The following is a 17,843-nucleotide window of genomic DNA, read 5'->3' on the forward strand; positions in this document are numbered from 1 at the left end:
CATCGTTTTCAGCAGTTCGAGCTGACGCTGCATCGCCCGTACATTCACAGCCGCGCCCAACGCGCCTAAATCGTGGTGCAGGCAAACGCCCAGAATTTTCGTTGGCTTGCCGTTCAGCGAAAAACCCGTTGCGGCATCGAACCGAAAATAACGAATGCCCAACGACGTTACGTAACTGTCTTCCAGACGATTCTGGTTATAGATTCGCGTTACGATTTTGTACAGGTACGGCGTTTCGGTCGACCAAAGGGTTGGGTTTTTTATTGTAAATAATTGTGAAACGGACGTCAGCGTATCGACCAGTTCAACCGGAGACGTAGTGGCCGATGCGATTTCCTTACCCGCTACGTCCAGAATGGTGCTCACCACCCGAACCGTTTGCATTTTTCCGTCGGAGCGCCGACCGATAGCATTACGTATCTGCGTTTGCATCGATACAGTAGCCTGCTGATCCGTTACGTTCGGGGTTGTTACGTAGGTTCCCCAGTGCGCCACCGCAACGGGCGACGTAGTGACCAGCCGTACATTCCGATAAATGCCCGCCCCTGTGTACCAGCGCGAATTGGGTTGGGCCGAATTATCGACCCGCACCGCCAGTACGTTCGGCTGATTGCCAAACTTCAAATAACGGGTTAGTTCGTACCGAAACGAGCTATATCCATACGGCCGAACGCCCAGCGAATGCCCGTTGATCCAGACTTCGCTGTTGCGATAAACACCGTCAAATTCAATAAAAACGGGTTTGGTTCTGGACGTAGCGGGTACGGTAAACGTTTTCCGATACCAGCCAATGCCCGTTGGTAATGCACCTTCCTGCGTTGTGCCCAGGTGGTGTTCGCTGAACTGGCCTTCAATGCTCCAGTCGTGAGGAAGGGTCAATTTTCGCCAGTCGGCGTCGGCAAACGTAGCGTTTTTGGCGTTGGGTTCGTCGCCCAGATAAAACCGCCAGCCTTTGTTAAAGTCCTGAACGCTACGTAGTTCAGTTTGGGCGAATGTAGTAGTTGCGGCAAATAGTAGCGTAACTAGCCAACGCCATAACGTAGCGTCGGAATGACAAGAAAGTGTGTTTTTCATTTTTTCGGTGGAGCCGGTACGAAACTTTTTTTACTCTTACCCAAATCGACCGACGTAGCCACCGCAATACCGCGTTGATCGGCTTTGTTGACGGCGCAATAGAAGTGGTAAACGACACCTTTGTGCTTCAGAACGAACGACTTATGCGCGTATAGATCGTCGTAAGTTTCTGAGGGCTCGATCAGGTTAGCGCCGGTCCAGTCGGTCCAGTTGACGAGATCGGAAGAAACGGCAAATCGATTGAAAGCGCCCTCGCGATCCTGCCAGAAGGCACCGAAGTAAAACATAACGTAGAGGTCACCGATTTTCTGAATGACTGCATCCCCCGTAATGCCTGCCGGATGCATCATAACCGGCTCTTTCTGGAAGCGTTTCCAGTTTAACATATCGTCCGAAACGGCCATGCCAATCCGTTCGAACCAGCGCGTTTTGGGAACGCCCGTTGTGTCGCCGTTGGCATTGTAATACATCACGAACGGGTAGCCGGTTAATTTTTTGGGGTCATGAATAATCGTGCTTTTGAACAGTTTTCGGTTTTCCCACCAGCGCGTATCAGCGTCTTCGGCGGTCAGCACGGGTTTAGAGTGTCGCTGCCACTCGTGTGGTTGCGTGGGATCTTTCGAGGTAGAGGCTATGCCAATCGACAGATCACCCGCTTCGTAGCCTTTAGCGGGACCGCCAATGTACGACAACCAATACTTGTTCTGAAATTTCTCCAGCTCATACGATCCAGCCCACTCGTAATTTTGTAAAGCGTTGTACCCCGCTTTCTGATTCGCGTCCCACTGGGTACTATCCGAAAAAGACAGGATACGTCCGAGCGTGTCCCAGTTCAGGAGGTCCTTGCTTTTTGCCAGCCATGTTTCGTAGCCACGCCCATCGTAAATAAGATAAGTCATGTACCATTGGTTGTTCTTTCGGAACACCGTCGGACAATCCATCTTCTTCGAATTGTCGGCGGGTGTCATCACCAAACCATACTTGTGTGGTGTTTTGATTTCGTCGTAGATACGCTGCATCTGCGCGTCAGAAATCGATCCTTTTTGTGCAAAAATGGGTGTGGATAAAAGGTAAAAGAGTATAATGGAAAAAGATCGAAAAAGCATTAGGCTGGTCAGTTATGGCTTAGGATGGCTCAGAGTACAAATCTATCCGAGATTAAGACAATCCACATCTACTATTTTTTCTGAAGATTGTAGCATGTTAGCGTGGTCGCTTGACAAAGCCGTGAACTGCTACGTTGCCTGCTGCCGCCTGCTCGAAATGGCATTTTCTTACTTTTGTCGTACGTACTGCGAAAAAAGCAGCAGCTCAGGCTGGAATTTGTCTTTAATTTCGCGCGACTTTATCTTATCCCAAACGTTTTCAGATGATCGATTTTGCCCAACAAACTGTCCTGATTACCGGTGCAGGGCAAGGTATTGGTTTTGCCATAGCCAAAACACTCGTCCGGCAGGGAGCCAATGTTTTGCTCAACGATTATGATGAAGAGTTAACCCAGAAAGCCATTGATATCATCCGGGCAGATGCTGGTCGTGGGCAGTGCGAAGCGTGCGCGGGCGATGCCTCCGACGTAGCGTTTATTCAGCAGATGGTCGAAAAGGCTGTCCATTTATTTGGGTCGGTCGATATTGCGATCGCCAATGCTGGTATTACTATTTTTGGCGACATCTTCACAACGACCCCCGAAGCGTTTCAGAAAATTGTTGACCTGAATCTGCGGGGGAGTTTCTTTCTGGCACAAACGGCTGCTCATCAGATGCGTAAGCAAGGCAGAGGGGGGAGCGTCCTGTTTATGTCGTCGGTGGTGGGGCATCAGGCGCATCCTGGCCTTCCCGTTTACAGCATGACCAAAGCCGGGCTGGAGATGCTGGCAAAACAACTGGTCATTGATTTTTCACCACTCGGCATTACGGTCAATGCCATTGCGCCCGGTGCCACCCTTACAGAGCGTACACTTGACGATCCTACTTATATTCCAATCTGGTCACGTATCACGCCCATGGGACGCCCGGCTACAGTAGAGGACATCACAAATGCGGCCTTGTTTCTGGTCGCTCCTGCATCGCGCCACATAACGGGTCAGAGCCTGGTGGTTGACGGTGGCTGGACAAGCGTGAGCCCTCCGCCGGTAGAATGATTGAATTAACAGACGCAAACGTTTTTAGTCAATTACTTCCTTCCTAAAGTAATTAACACAACGCCGATCAGGGCAACGATCGCGCCGAGAAACGATTGACTTGAAAAAACTTCGCCCGCGAACAACGTACCGAGCAGCATGGCAACAACGGGGTTGACGAAAGCATAGGTAGCCAGGAGTTGCGGTGGTGCGTTACGTGCCAGCCAGGAGTACGACGAAAAACCAATGATGCTGCCGAAAATGATCAGATAGATCATAGAGCCAATGGCTTTGGCGGGCGCATCAACAATACTCAGCAGGCTTACAGGCTCTAGAACCAGGCTTGCCAGTAACGTAACAACTCCTCCGACAATCATTTGAATGCCACTCGAAATGGTTCCGGAAGGTAACGACAGACGGGGTGTCAGCAACGTACCAATCGCCCAGGCGAAATTTCCGAAAGCAACAAGTCCAGTACCGATCAGCTTGGCGTCGATACCACTTGTGCTTTGCAGCTTGTCGGGTTTGACCAGCAGATAAATGCCAAGGAGACCAACCGCCAGCCCTGCCAACGCCAGGTTGCTCGGTCGCTTTTTGCCAAACGAAACCCAGTTGAGGGTTAACAGATAAACGGGTAACAGACCGCCTAGTAAAGCCGCCATACCGCTGGGAATGTACTGAAGCCCAATGGACAGGCAGCCGTTTGAAATCGTTAACAGGATTACGCCGATAATGCCCGCTGACCGCCATTCCTGCCGGGTAGGGCGGGGTGTACCTGTCAACCGCGCATAGCCATACAGGAGCGAACCCGCAATCAGATACCGGACCGACACCATGTACAGCGGAGGCATCCGTTCGGTCATGAAATGAATGAACAGATACGTTGATCCCCACAGGATGTAGACAGATACTAAATTCGCCCAGAGCGAAACGCGATTTGGATTGGTGGAAACGGGAGACGTAACGGCTTGCATAACACAGATCGTACTTATACTGAAGCAACACAAAATTATTGTATTTTTCTCAGTTGAAGCCTCCCTTTTTCGCTCTTTCTAAAATTGATTATGAATTTTCTGAGCAGAGTATTATTCTGCACCATTGGGTTTAATAAGAGACTGTAATTTTGTTGGCTTCCAGTTGCTTGATATGGGGTGCATATGGACTGCTGGGCGCTTCACGATTAAACAACGGATTGCCACTTAAATACACTTTATCCAGGTTCTGAATTGATAGCAGCACAGTTGGAAATTCCTGTATATTGTTGTTATTCAGGCTCAACTCTTGCAGCGACGGAAGCAAGCCCACTACGTCTGGCACGACGGTGATCCAGTTGTAACCGAGGTCGAGAATACGCAGATTTTTTAGCCGACCAAACGTAGCAGGCAATTTACTGAGCCGATTGTGATGCGCATAAAGAACCTGTAATCGACGTAGCTTGGCTAGGGAGGCAGGTAGTTCTTTCAGGTCATTGTGGGAAAGAGCCAACTGCTCAAGACGTTTCATTTTTCCCAGATTACGGGGCAATTCCGTCAGCTTGTTGTAGTAAAGATCCAGTACGGTTACGCGTCTTAGCCGATTAATGGTGCTGGGTAGTTGAGTCAGTCCGGCGTTATACAGGTTGAGGTCGCTCAACCGGCGAAGTTTACGTAGCGGAGTCATGTTCAGTTCTGCCAGTTTGTTATTTCCAATCCATAAACTTTCGAGCCGCCGATTCTGACGAATCGATTCCGGAATCCGTGTCAACCGATTGAATTGCAAATTCAGTGACCGAAGGTGTTTATTACGGGTTATAAACACACTGTCGTCAGGAATGGCGTTTTGTAATAAGCTCAGTTTTTTCAGCGTTGGAATGTCGGACGTCAGGCGGGCGGGTAGCTCATGAAGTTCATTTTTCGATAAATCAAGTTCTGCCAGTTTCGGAAACTGATAAACGATATCGGGTACATTCGTCAGTCCTAATTGATTAAATGCCAACATGGTTACCGTGTCGGGACGGGTTGTTTTCTGGGCGGCATCGAGTGTGCTGATGATGCCCGGCCCCTTCCGAACCATACGTTTGGCTGGAGGATTGCCTAGGGTAACCAGCCCAGCCCAGCGAAATCCTTCTTTTGTCGTAAACGCAAACGGATTTTGACGATACCATTCACGAATCAGCCTCAATAGTTGATTTTCCTGGTCAGGCGTTAATTCGCGACCAGAAAATTCACAAAATACCCAGGCAAATGTACCGTCAGGCTTGACAAACTCCTGCGTCTGAAGCATGATGCCTAAAGCGGGCAAATGTTTTTTGTTCCGATCGAGAAAACTAAAAAAACGGTTGTTTCGGACCCGCATCGTATCCATGAATCGATTTCCATGCTGAGCAAAGACGCCTTTCTGTCCAACCTGTCGAGCAAAGGCTGGCGGGTATTTTTTCTCCAGATCACCTAGCGATACGTTAAGCCGATTGGTATCTCGTAGCATAACCAGCCAATCCTGAGCTATGCTACGTCCAGCCATCAACCAAAATACGAGTAACAGCACACACCATTTCATGTTTTAACGAGTTTAGTAGGTGTATAACGATATTTATAGTTTATTGGTATAAAAAAGAACCAGGTTTTTATTAATCCTGGTTCAAACAAGGCTAGTTCTTGCCACTGCCGACCGACGAAGCGGGCTGTTTTTCAGCCGCTTTCTTCGCTGCTTTTTCAAAATCACCGGCTTTAATAATCGAAATTTTCGCCGGATCAATGTGCTTCTTCATCGCTGCGTTGATTTGCTCAGGTGTGAGTGCTTCCAGCTTCTTTTCAAAATCGGCATCCCATGCCATTGTACGGTTCAGGTACAGATAGTTGTTCAACGTACCGGCCAGGCTCGGGTCCTGCGCCCGCGACACCATCCGCGCCTGCAACAGACCTGAGCGGGCTGCTTTGATTTCGTCGGCAGTAAACCCTTCTTTTACCGCTTTGTCCATTTCTTCGCGGAAGGCTTTTTCGAGCCGCTCGGCATTCTCCGGATTGTAAATCGCGTAGGTCATAAACATGCCCGTTTTATCGAGCGGGTTTGCCTGGAGCTGCGAGCCAACCCCGTAGCTGATGCCTTCTTTCTGGCGGATACGTACCGCCAGACGCGAATTCAGGAAACCGCCACCCAGCATATAGTTGCCGAGCACCAGCGCTGGATAATCCGGGTCGTCGTCGCGGAGCGGAAGGTTTACACCTGCCACCATAAACGCATTGGCTTTATCGGGTGCTTCGATACTCTGTGGCGTCGGTTTGATGTCGTTGTAGGGCGTAACCAACCGGCTGAAAGGTTTCTTTGCCTTCCAGGTGCCCAGCTCGTCGGTAATTACCTTCCGAACCGGCGTTTCGTCGAAATCACCAACCACAGACAACGTAGCGTTCTGAGCACCGTAAAAATCCTTGTGGAACTGCTTCAGATCGTCGAGCTTCATTGCTTTCACGTCCGCTACGTCTTCATCGGGGGTTGAGGTGTACCGAACGTCCTCCTTTGGATAAGGACTCATCTGCCGCTGGAATGCTGTGAAAGCAAGGCTTTGCGGCTCCGATCGCTGTGCTTCAATCTGTGCCAACTGTTCCTGTTTTAGTTTTTCAAATTCACCAGCATCGAAGGCGGGGTGTTTGAGCATATCCCCAACAATACGTAGTACGGCAGGCAGATTCTCTTTGGTTGTTTTGATAGTCACATTGGCCTGGTTGCCACCGCCGAATACACTCACCTGCGCTTTCAACTTATCCAGTTCATCTTTGATCTGCTGACGGCTGCGGGTCGTTGTGCCCCGGTCAAGCATCGACGCCGTAAAGACCGAAATCGCACTTTTGTTCTTCAGACTGTTCACATCTCCATAACGTAGCGTCAGTCGCGCATTTACCTCATTACCACGGGTCGATTTTGGTAATAAAGCCAGCTCGATCGTGTTGGGTTGTTCGGAACGCCGGGTCCGGCCGTCGATATTGGCTGGTGAGGGATCAAACGCTTCACCACTGGCAATAGCCGCACGACCTTTGTAGTTCTTCACCATTGCCTCAATATCCGGCGCATTGGGTACCTCAACCCGGTCGGGAGTTGGGTCAGGAATAAACATTCCGACGGTCCGGTTAGAGGGTTTAAAGTAATACTTCGCCACGCGTTGAACGTCGGCTGACGATACTTTTTCGAGTTGGTCGCGGTATAGAAAACCAATTCGCCAGTCACCTGTCGCAATAAATTCGCTCAAGGTGCGCCCTAAGCGTTCAACGTCCTTAAAGCTAATTTCAACATCTTTCAGCAGCTTAGCTTTTGAGCGCTCAACTTCATCTTTGGTGGGGGCTTTAATAGCGACCGAATCGAGCGTGCCCAGCAAAGCAGATTTGGCTTCGTCGATGGATTTTTCCTTCAAGAGTTCAGCGGCAAAATATACGTAGCCGGGGTCTTTGGTCATGAACGAATACCCGTACTGCTGTGAGGCTTTCTTCGTGTCGATCAGCGCTTTGTATAACCGGCCACTTGGCTCATTCGTCAACAAATCGGTTAGCACGTCCATCGCTGGGTAGTCAGGGTGCGAAGCGGGCATGATGTGGTAAAGCGCCGATACCACTTTGGTATCACCCACCCGACGTAGCACTACGTCGCGTTCGCCATCCTGAACCGGTTCAATGCTGTATGTCGGCTGAAGCACCCGCGTTGGTTTAGGAATCGAACTGAAATATTGATTCACCAGCGCCAGCGTTTTGCCTTCGTCGATCTTGCCCGCCACAACCAGCACAGCATTATCGGGCTGGTAAAATTTCTTGTAAAAAGCCTGAAGGTTTTCAATAGGCACCTTCTCAATATCAGAACGGTTGCCAATGGTCGATTTGCCGTAGTTGTGCCACAGAAAAGCTGAGGACACGACACGCTCGTTCAGGATATCCTGCGGAGAGTTTTCTCCCATCTCAAACTCGTTACGTACCACGGTAAACTCGGTGGCCAGGTCTTCTTTCTTAATGAACGAGTTCACCATCCGATCCGATTCGAGATCGAGCGCCCACTTCAGGTTCTCGTCGTTGGCGGCAAACGTCTCGAAATAATTGGTACGGTCGAGCCAGGTGGTGCCATTTGGGCGGGCCCCGTGCGAGGTCAGCTCCTGTGGAATATTGGGGTGCTTGGTGGAGCCTTTAAACACCATGTGCTCGAGCAGGTGGGCCATCCCCGTTTCGCCCAACCCCTCGTGCCGCGAACCCACCAGATACGTAATATTGACCGTAATGGTTGGTTTGGAAGCATCGGGAAAGAGCAGAACCTTAAGCCCATTCTTCAGATTATACTCGGTGATGCCTTCGACTGATGCCCCTTTTGTTACCCCTTCCGGCAACGTAACGGCCGTTGGCTTGTCCTGCGCGATCGATACTGTCAGGCTGCTGACCAGCAACGTAGCGGCCACTATACTCGCTCGGGTTAATCTGGACCAGGTCAAACCAAGCTGGGTTATTCCAGACCGAGACTCAATAAAGTTGTTTTGCATATTACAGTTAGTTGGGTACGAAAAATCAAAGCTTGTATAGGTAGTGAAAAATGGATTAGTTACCAACAGATTTTATAAAAACTCCCCAAAAAAAGGATGAGCGGTCGTTATGAACCGCTCATCAAAGATGCATTGAATGGACGAACCGTTGCACCCGGGCCATTCAGCAAAACGGGAAAAAGGATAACCCTAACCCTCCAGCCAGTGCCTGAACGCGCTCGCTTTCTCTTTGCTGACTAGGATTTCCAGACTGTCGTTCGGGCTTTTTAAAATCACCTGTAATTTACTGATGTCGTAGGGACGATAACCTGAAACGGCGTCGAGGTAAACAATGCATTGTCGGTTGGCGCGAAAGAAACAGGCCGGATCAATCAATTCTTCCAGTTCGTCAAGCGTTTTGTAATCCGTAACTAACTTTCGGCCATCCGTTGTATGCAAATAAATCAGCTCGTTGCGAAGAAAATAGGCGACCTGCTCCTGCGGAACCGAGATGATTTGGCGGAGGTGATGCCCCGTAAACCGGCGTTTAAACTGGAGCGTCGGGGTATGTTCGGAAATCTGATTCAGGAAATGCCGAAACTGCTCATCTAATCCCGTTGTGCCATTTAATGCCCAGCGGTGATACTTTGCCAAAGCGGTTTTAAGGTCTTCCGGATCAATCGGTTTGAGCAGATAATCCAGGCTGTTCAGTTTAAATGCCCGGATGGCGTACTCGTCATAAGCGGTTGTGAAAATGATGGGTACGTTCAGATTGATCTGCCGAAAAGCCTCGAAACTTACTCCATCAGAAAGCTGAATATCGGAAATGACAAGGTTTGGAAAAGGCCGGCCATTCGCCCGTAGCGCACTAAAATAATCGCAGATTGACTGGACACTGGTCAATGGCCCTTCCAGCACAGCGCCGGGCTCCAGCTGATGGACCAGTTTCTGGAGTTGCCGGGCAATCAGCGGTTCGTCTTCAATCAGCAGAATCGTCATCGTAATTAATTGTCCTATTGAAACTGACTTACTGCAAGTTCAGCATTGGGTTTGCCTGAAACCGACAGGAGCGGAATACGTATGTGGAAAATGGCGTTCTGCTCGCTAATCTCAACGGGACGCGGGCCCAGATAATCATACAGCAGTTTCAGGTTTTCCAGCCCCTGTTTGTTCGACGTTTCAACCTGCCGTTTTCGCTGGACTGGATTTGCTACGTCCAGATACCCGTCTTTGTCGCTGATGGTCACCGTTAGTGGGCGCGCTTCGCTGATGGTGTTGTGTTTGATGGCGTTTTCGATTAGAATCTGAAGCGTAACAGGAACGATCTGCTGATCGAGTGCATCATCACTCAGTTGATAGTTGACCGTGAACGATCCATCGAAACGGGTATTCAGCAGCGCTACGTAGTTCTTAATAAAATTCAGTTCGGTTTCCAGCGTCACCAGCGCCTGATCTTTATGCTGCAATACGTAGCGAAACACTTTCGATAACTGCTGCAAAAATTGCCGCGCAAGCACAGGATTATCGTCAATCAAACTATCCAGCGACGACAGGCTATTGAACAGAAAATGCGGACTGATCTGGTTCTTCAGACTGTCGAGCTGTACCTGTACTTTTTCTTTCTCCAACTGCGCCGTCCGCACCGTATTCTCCTGCCAGCGCTTCAGTAAATGACTGGCAATGAAACCCAGGCCGGTTACCGTATTGACCATAAAAACCAACAGCGCGATAATGATAATGGTGAATTTAGTGATCTGCGTCAATACTTCCGGCACAACATACGTAACGACGCAGTACCCAACGATAAACAGAATGGTTTTAGCAATGGTCCAGCCGCTCAACAGTTGAATAATGATGCGCCAGCGGACATTCTTCTCGAACGGCAATCGCTTGTTGAGCCATTCATTCAGGCGGAAATGGAAAATCCAGATAAAATTGAAAACCAAGAAAGAAGCTACGAAGAGCAACGCCTGCCGTTGCCAGGAGATGCCCGGAATAAGCCATTGACGGGCTACAATGCCCGCCAGTGCTATCCACAATAACACCGCTTCGACGTATTTATTGAACTTGATTTTCATGGCTGGCAATGATCATACCGTCCGACATTTCAATGACGCGATCGGTTCCGGCGGCAAAATCGGGGTCGTGCGTAACGGCAATTATGGTCTGGCCTTTTCCGGCAAGGTCGCGAAAAATTTCGAATACGTTTTCGGTATTGGCTTTATCTAAATTTCCGGTCGGCTCATCGCCCATAATGATGGTCGGATCGTTGATGAGCGCGCGGGCAATGGCCACCCGCTGCTGTTGCCCACCCGACAGTTTGCTGGCCGGTTTACGGGCGTATTCGGCCATTCCAATCAACCGCAACTTTTCCATAGCCCGCTCCTCAATTTCTTTCTGAGAATATTTGCCCAGTTTCAAACCGGGCAGCATGACGTTCTCCAGCGTCGAAAATTCAGGGAGCAGAAAATGGAACTGGAACACAAACCCCAGATGCTCGTTGCGAAAATGCGCCAGAAAATCCTGACTACGTCCTTTCAGCGACGTACCGGCCATTTCAATCTGACCTTCGTAATCGGTGTCCATTGTGGAAAGCAGATACAGCAGCGTCGATTTCCCGCAACCCGATTTGCCCACGATCGAAAGAAATTCACCCTTTTGCACATCGAATGTTACGTCCTTCAGAACCTGAAATTTCTCCGGGTCATAGAAGTATTTGTTCACGTGCTGCGCGGAAAGAACGGAATTCATAAAAGTTATAAAGTTGTATGGTTATAAAGTTGTAGAGTTCAGGGTAGAGCGCTTCAGCAACTTTACAACCATATAACTTTACAACTCTCTAACTTTTTTACCCTCGTAAAATCGCTACCGGATCAACCTGTGCGGCTTTTCGGGAAGGGAAAAATCCCGCCAATACCGTCGTGACGACACCGAACAGAATGCCCATTACGTAGTACTTAGCGTCGAAAATGACCGGAAACGTTTTGATACTCAGGAAATCGCCCGCATCGAATGGCGTGATGGACAACACGTAGCTGATCCCAAATCCAATACCTAACCCAAGCAAACCACCCGTAAAACCGATAAAAACAGCCTGCAACAGGAAGATGGCGACAATGTCGCGGCCATCGAAACCTGTTGCTTTTAGAATGGCGATGTCTTTGATCTTGTTGATTACGGTCATATTCATGATGTTGTAAATCCCGAAACCAGCCACCACCAGCAGCGTCATGGACACCACAAACGTCATTACGTTACGTATCTTTTCGCCCGCCAGAATCGCCTTATTCGCCGTTGCCCAGTCTTCGGTGTAGTAGCCGTACATGGCTCGAATACGCTTCCCGAACGGAAGGGCCTGGAGCGGATCGATCATCTTGATATGAATATCGGTGATGTAGCTTGGGTCTTTCTGAAGCATCTCCTGCACCGTCGAGAGATCGGCATAGCTCTTCGTATTGTCCACCGTTCCAACGCCGAAGCCAAACGTACCAACTACTCGCAGAATCCGGGTGCTGCCCACAGGCGTTGTTACGCTTACTTTATCGCCAACCTGAACATTTAGTTTGCGAGCCAGAACGGCTCCCATAATCAGCCCGTCGGGGTTGGTTTTCAGTGCGTTGATGCTCCCCGATTTCAATCGCGTCTCCAACCGGTAAAGTCGGTTTTCGCGCTCGATATCAACGCCCGCAATTGTGCCCGACAATTGAATTGGACCATTATTGTAGAATACCTGCGTGGCCACCTGGGGCGACACGCCTAATACACCAGATTCTTTTTCAATTCGCTCAGCGATGGTCATCCCGTTTTTGATACGTGCCTGTTCATCTTTCGGTTTTTGATGGTAAATGACATTGAAGTTCTTCGGATTGAGTTGTTCAATCAGGCCGGGTCGCTGCGTATTGACTTCATTATACAACCGGATATGCGGGCTGGCATCAAGGGCTGAATCTTCCAGAAACTGGTTAACGCCCTGCATGAACGAGATCATCGTGATGAACATGGCAATACCGAACGTAACGCCGAGCATGGCCACGAGCGTCTGGCGTTTTTTGGCCAGCAAATGCGTTTTTGCAATTTGTGAAGCAATACGTATGTTCATTTTTGTGGAGTGATGAACGATGAATGATGCGTCAGCAAACTAATCACTCATCGTTCATCACTAATTTAGAGGTTTCACTCAGACCACTTTTTACCTCTACCATGTCGAAGTTTTCGGCGCCTTTCCGGAATTTTATCTTTTTCTTTTTGCCGGCCTCTTCAACCCAAACACTGTCGTTGCCGATTACGTACGATTTTGGAATCGTTAGTACGTGTTTATTCTGGCTGATAATAATATTGGCTTCTACTGTCAGGCCGTAATAGGAGGCAGGTTGCTCACCCACGAACTCCGCATCGACCCGAAACGACTGATCGGTACGATTCAGCTTGGGGAAGATCTTACTGACTTTGGCCTTGAAAACCTTATCGGCATATACGTCGGCTTTCAGTACAACCTCCTGCCCGATACGTAGTCGTCCGAAATCACTTTCGTCAACCGCCAGTTGCGCATATAATTGACTGCCACTGCCAACCAGTGCTAGTTGATCGCCAATCCGGACCACCTCACCGGGTTCTTTGTAAACCTCATACACTTTGCCATTTACGAAACTTCGGATGCGGGTGTTACGTCCGGCCTCTTCCGAACTCACCAACTGACTGCGGTTGTTTGCTACATCGAGCCGAATCTGGTCGCGGCTACGTAGCAATGTATTGGTTTGTGCTCGGAGGTTATTTTTTGATATCGTGTAATTCAGTTCTGCCCGCTCGAGTTCTGCTCTGGACGTAGCGTTTTTCGCGTACAAATCGCGGTAGCGAGCGTAGTTGATTGAGTCGTTGGCGAGCCGCGTACGGGCGTTACGTACCTGCGCTTCCTGTTCGGCAAGCACGGGCGAATTGTTGCCAAGGTTAGCCCGGGCCTGCCGATAGGCACTGGCAGCAGCCTGCTGACGCGCCGTTTCGGACGCACTTTCAAGCACAAATAACAACTGATTCTGACGAATGGAGTCGCCTTCGTTCACCAGCCGTTTTTCTAAGACACCGGCCGCGTCGGCTGTTACAGTGTATTCGTTACGTGGATAAACATTCCCAGAGGCATAGACTGCTTCGGTCAATTCCCGGTACGCAGGCGATGTACCGTCAGTGCTACGTTTGCAGGCCGAGCCGAGTAAGGCAAGTGTGGTTATGTACAATACAGTTTTCATTACTGCCCGTTGCGGATTTGTAAGATAGTCTGGTTGATAAATACGTTCGACAGATTATTCAGAAATCGGTTCTGAGCCGTTAGCGCTTCATTGAAAACGTTCAGGTATTGGTCGTAGGCAAATAAACCCGAGCGGTATTTGACCAGTGCAATCTGGACATTCTGGTTGCTGAGTTCGTAATTCTGCCGGTTTAAATCCAGGGATCGAACCGCCTGGTTATACGTATTTCGAATGTCTTCGTTGTCCGTTTGCTGCCGATTCCGTTCATAGGCAAGCGACGTTTCGGCTGCTTTCAGCTGCAAACGGGCGCGGGCAATATTGCTAGTTCGCAGGCCGCCCGTATAAATTGGCCAGTTAAATTGCAAACCCGTAACGCCGATCTGATACCAGGGCTGACTGAAATTCAGAAAGTTGATTTCACTACGTTGCGCCTGTTCCGTAAATCGTCCGTAGGCCGACAAGGTTGGCCAACGCTGTAAACGTTCCCGATTCAACTGCAATTGCGACAGTTCGACCCGCGCCCGCTCAAGTGTAATCTGTGGCCGCTCGACGGCTGGTAGGTCAGTGATCGAAACCGGCGTATCAATGGGCCGATTTGCCAGATCTTCCGAAAGAACAAGGCTATCGGTGGGCGTCAGCCCCAACATTAATTTAAGCTGATTCAGGTTGCGAACGTAAGCCAGCTGATTCTGATACAATACGTCGGCGTTGGTGAGTTGAACGGAACGAATCCGGTTAAATTCGAGCGGTTCGATCAGGCCTTTTTCCAGTCGGTCGCGAGCAATTTGGGTAAGTGTATCAGCCGCCGAAAGATTCCGCTGGGTAAGCGAAATGGCCGCGCGAGTGAGTAACGTAGCATGATAAACGCGCGCCGTTTGTGTTGAAACCTCATCCTGCAATACCAGATTCTGCTGATCGGCGATACGTAGATTTTGCTCCGTAATTCCAATGTCGGCGCGCGCCGGTCGATTCACAACAGGAACCGTCACTTCGGCACCAGCGGTTAGCACATACGGTAAGCCGAACTGAATGGAACGGTATTCGCCGGGAGGTCCGCCAAAGAGTGCGGTTGGGACTAATTGAACCGGTAAGGCAAAATTGTAATCAAAATTGGTGAAGAAACGAGCCTGGGGCAGCAGAACAGATCGAGTGGCGCTACGTTGCTGATCCTGCGCCAGGCGGTTCTGCCGGGCATTAACCAGGTCCGGGTTACTACGTCGGGCCAGCGCCAAAGCCTCCTGCACCGTCGAGACAACCGTCTGGGCTGAAGTCGTTAATGAGCTAAAGATGAGCGGGATGAAGGCAAGCCGATTCATAATTATGGCGAATGGATACCCAAAGGAAATAGGTTTTGACAGTCGAGATTTTCCTGTTTTTATGAAGTGGAAAAAAACATAAATAAGGCAGTCGTTTTTAGAAATGAAAAAACCGGAGTTCGTAACTCCGGCTATGGCATAATACGTATTGTATTGCACACTACGTCTGGTTTGATCTGTATTTTTCAGTAGAAAATAGTAATCTGGAGTTTTTAACTAAATGATATTTACTTGTTACGTTTAATGACGACACGACGACTATTTCTTAAAAGCGCAGGTGGTTCAGTAGCGCTGGCTGGCCTGTTTCCGACCGTTCATTCAGTGGCTGCATCGGAGCCGCCGAAAGCTGCTGGCGAAGACCTGTTTAAACTGGGTATGGCGGGGTATAGTTTTGTTCATTTTAATCTGGATCAGGCGCTGGAGATGATGAAGAAAACGGACGTGCACTACCTGTGTATCAAAGACTTTCATCTTCCCCTGAACAGTACAGAGGAGCAGATCAAAGCGTTTCATGAAAAGCTGAAGCAATCGGGGGTTACGGGTTATGCCGTTGGGCCGATATATATGAAAACGCAGCAGGAAATCGACAATGGATTCGAGTATGCGAAACGGGTAGGGGTGAAGCTCATCGTAGGCGTACCGAATGAAGAACTATTGCCGTACGTTGAAAAAAAGGTGAAAGAGTACGATATGCGTTACGCCATTCACATTCATGGTCCCGATATTAAGCTCTGGCCGAATGCTTCGTCGGTGATAAACGCGGTAAAAAACCTGGACTCACGTATCGGTCTCTGCTTCGACATGGGCCACGATGCACGATTTGGTGATGACCCGATTGCCGATCTTGAAAAATACGCCAAACGCATCTTCGATATTCACCTCAAGAACGTAACGGCAGCTTCGAAAGAAGGCAAAACCTGTGAATTGGGGCGGGGCGTCATTGATATTCCGGCTTTTGTAGCAATGTTACGTAAGATAAAATACGACGGGAGTTGCAGCCTCGAATACGAAAAAGATATGAAAGATCCGCTGGCTGGCATTGCCGAATCGGTCGGATATTTTAAAGGAGTATGCGATGCGACAAGGCCTGGTAAGCGAAAGGCATAAAAAAGTTTTCTGTGTACAGTTTACTGTCTTCTGTTGGTTGACGTATAAGAGGACTGACGCAAGAAAGTAAACTGTACACAGAAAACTATAAATAGAAATTTAATAATGGAAAATTCACGGAGAGAGTTTATCAAAAAAACGGCCTTAGGAACGGCTGGCATAACAATAGGCGGATTAGGAATGTCGGCCAAAAGCTATGCTAAAATTATCGGGGCCAACGAGCGACTGAACGTAGCGATTGCCGGGTTGGGCCGGCGATTGGGCGCGTATTACGAGCCGATTGGGAAAAAAGAAAGCAACGTCGAGCTTGTGTATCTGTGCGACGTTATGAAGAAACAACGGGAATCGGCGGTGCAGAAATTTTCCAAGTTCATTACCAATACGCCGAAGCTTGAAAATGATATTCGCAAAGTGATTGCGGATAAAAATGTCGACGTACTGTTCAACGCCACGCCCGACCACTGGCATGCGCCCGGTACGTGGCTGGCCGTGCAGGCGGGTAAGCATGTGTATGTCGAAAAACCCTGCAGCCACAATCCACGCGAAGGCGAAATTCTGGCGGAAATTCAGAAAAAGTATAAGAAAGTAATTCAGATGGGCAACCAGCAGCGGTCGTCGCTGGAGTCGATTGATATCATTAACCAGATTCATAACGGCGTAATTGGTAAACCGTTCAAAGCCGTTGCCTTTTACGCCAGTGCCCGTGGCGAAGTGCCGCATCAGAAGAAAGCCCCCGTTCCCGACGGGCTCGACTGGGATCTCTTTCAGGGGCCAGCTCCGCGCCGTGAATACACCTCCGAAACGTGGGATTACAACTGGCACTGGTACGGCTGGCTGTATGGAACGGCCGAATCCGGAAACAACGCCACACACGAACTGGACGTAGCACGCTGGGCCTTGCAGGTCGAATACCCAGAGTTTGTGTCGGTAGAGGCCGCCAAACGGTACTTCGTGGAAGATGGTTGGGAAATGTATGATACGATGGACGCTACGTTCCGATTCCCGGGAAATAAGATCATCAAATGGGATGGTAACAGCCGAAACGGTCAAAAAACATTCGGCAGCGATCGCGGAACATACATCTACGGAACGAATGGTACGGTATATGTCGATCGGGATGGATACACGCTGTTTAGCCGCGAAGGAAAAGTAGTCAAGGATAGCAAGTCGAAAGGATCGGAAGCCGGTACGGCCCTGGGTGGTGGTGGCGACATGACAACCCGGCACGTAGTGAATTTTTTCGAAGCGATTCGCGGCAAAGAAAAGCAGGCATCGCCCATCGATGAAGGCGCAAAGAGTGTGTTGTTATGCCACCTGGCGAATATTGCCTACCGCACGAATAAATCATTCGCTGTCGATACCAAAAATGGCCATATCAAAGATGTAGAAGCCATGAAATTATGGAGTCGCCAGTACGAAAAAGGGTGGGAACCGCCTGTATAAAGATACAGACGTAGCATGTGCTACGTTCTTGGTGAGCGTGTTTAGTGAAGTGGGGGGGGGTTTGGAGATCGGGGGGGTTT

General features: G+C 49.4%; 14 protein-coding genes. 3 read left to right on the forward strand and 11 right to left on the reverse strand.

What is annotated here, in order from left to right:
* Both ACOJS8_RS27640 and ACOJS8_RS27645 read right to left on the reverse strand, forming a co-directional pair.
* Nucleotides 1-1,074: sugar-binding domain-containing protein (locus ACOJS8_RS27640; RefSeq protein ID WP_420151791.1), on the reverse strand; the 1,074-nt coding region annotated here is incomplete at its 3' end.
* Nucleotides 1,071-2,180: a glycosylase gene (locus ACOJS8_RS27645; protein ID WP_420151792.1), complete on the reverse strand. Its 1,110-nt coding sequence runs from the start codon at nucleotides 2,178-2,180 to the stop codon at nucleotides 1,071-1,073. The genes ACOJS8_RS27645 and ACOJS8_RS27640, both read right to left, overlap by 4 nt.
* 263 nt (nucleotides 2,181-2,443) lie before the next feature.
* Here ACOJS8_RS27645 and ACOJS8_RS27650 point away from each other — a divergent pair, with 263 nt between their 5' ends.
* Nucleotides 2,444-3,214, forward strand: a complete 771-nt coding sequence (locus ACOJS8_RS27650) for an SDR family NAD(P)-dependent oxidoreductase (protein WP_420151793.1) — start codon at nucleotides 2,444-2,446, stop codon at nucleotides 3,212-3,214.
* A 32-nt stretch (nucleotides 3,215-3,246) separates the two neighbouring features.
* Here the strand turns inward: ACOJS8_RS27650 and ACOJS8_RS27655 are convergent, their stop codons facing one another.
* From ACOJS8_RS27655 to ACOJS8_RS27695, 9 genes are all read right to left on the reverse strand, one after another.
* Nucleotides 3,247-4,167 carry an EamA family transporter gene (locus ACOJS8_RS27655; protein ID WP_420151794.1) on the reverse strand — a complete coding sequence of 307 codons (921 nt, stop codon included), beginning with the start codon at nucleotides 4,165-4,167 and terminating at the stop codon, nucleotides 3,247-3,249.
* A gap of 130 nt (nucleotides 4,168-4,297) precedes the next feature.
* On the reverse strand, nucleotides 4,298-5,728 hold the full coding sequence (locus ACOJS8_RS27660; protein ID WP_420151795.1) for a leucine-rich repeat domain-containing protein: 1,431 nt from the start codon (nucleotides 5,726-5,728) through the stop codon (nucleotides 4,298-4,300).
* A gap of 91 nt (nucleotides 5,729-5,819) precedes the next feature.
* Nucleotides 5,820-8,678 carry a M16 family metallopeptidase gene (locus tag ACOJS8_RS27665; RefSeq protein ID WP_420151796.1) on the reverse strand — a complete coding sequence of 953 codons (2,859 nt, stop codon included), beginning with the start codon at nucleotides 8,676-8,678 and terminating at the stop codon, nucleotides 5,820-5,822.
* Nucleotides 8,679-8,867: 189 nt separating this feature from the next.
* Nucleotides 8,868-9,656 carry a LytR/AlgR family response regulator transcription factor gene (locus ACOJS8_RS27670; RefSeq protein WP_420151797.1) on the reverse strand — a complete coding sequence of 263 codons (789 nt, stop codon included), beginning with the start codon at nucleotides 9,654-9,656 and terminating at the stop codon, nucleotides 8,868-8,870.
* Between the two features lie 14 nt (nucleotides 9,657-9,670).
* On the reverse strand, nucleotides 9,671-10,735 hold the full coding sequence (locus tag ACOJS8_RS27675; RefSeq protein WP_420151798.1) for a sensor histidine kinase: 1,065 nt from the start codon (nucleotides 10,733-10,735) through the stop codon (nucleotides 9,671-9,673).
* Nucleotides 10,716-11,408: an ABC transporter ATP-binding protein gene (locus tag ACOJS8_RS27680; protein ID WP_420151799.1), complete on the reverse strand. Its 693-nt coding sequence runs from the start codon at nucleotides 11,406-11,408 to the stop codon at nucleotides 10,716-10,718. Before ACOJS8_RS27680 ends, ACOJS8_RS27675 begins: the two co-directional genes overlap by 20 nt.
* Before the next feature lie 97 nt (nucleotides 11,409-11,505).
* Nucleotides 11,506-12,756 (reverse strand): ABC transporter permease, encoded by a 1,251-nt coding sequence (locus tag ACOJS8_RS27685; RefSeq protein WP_420151800.1) that lies wholly within the window; start codon nucleotides 12,754-12,756, stop codon nucleotides 11,506-11,508.
* A gap of 43 nt (nucleotides 12,757-12,799) precedes the next feature.
* Nucleotides 12,800-13,897, reverse strand: coding sequence for an efflux RND transporter periplasmic adaptor subunit (locus ACOJS8_RS27690; RefSeq protein ID WP_420151801.1), 1,098 nt, complete (start codon nucleotides 13,895-13,897; stop codon nucleotides 12,800-12,802).
* Entirely contained in the window at nucleotides 13,897-15,213 is a 1,317-nt protein-coding gene (locus ACOJS8_RS27695; RefSeq protein ID WP_420151802.1) for a TolC family protein, read from the reverse strand. The genes ACOJS8_RS27690 and ACOJS8_RS27695 overlap by 1 nt, the downstream gene beginning before the upstream one ends.
* A gap of 243 nt (nucleotides 15,214-15,456) precedes the next feature.
* Between ACOJS8_RS27695 and ACOJS8_RS27700 the strand changes: the two genes are divergently transcribed.
* Together ACOJS8_RS27700 and ACOJS8_RS27705 are read left to right on the forward strand one after the other, a co-directional pair.
* Nucleotides 15,457-16,320 carry a sugar phosphate isomerase/epimerase family protein gene (locus tag ACOJS8_RS27700; protein ID WP_420151803.1) on the forward strand — a complete coding sequence of 288 codons (864 nt, stop codon included), beginning with the start codon at nucleotides 15,457-15,459 and terminating at the stop codon, nucleotides 16,318-16,320.
* Between the two features lie 105 nt (nucleotides 16,321-16,425).
* The gene (locus ACOJS8_RS27705) at nucleotides 16,426-17,763 is read left to right on the forward strand and encodes a Gfo/Idh/MocA family protein (RefSeq protein ID WP_420151804.1); all 1,338 of its coding nucleotides are present in this window, start codon (nucleotides 16,426-16,428) and stop codon (nucleotides 17,761-17,763) included.
* Nucleotides 17,764-17,843 lie beyond the last annotated feature (80 nt).

It is taken from the genome of Spirosoma sp. (assembly GCF_048594605.1).
Lineage (GTDB): Bacteria > Bacteroidota > Bacteroidia > Cytophagales > Spirosomataceae > Spirosoma.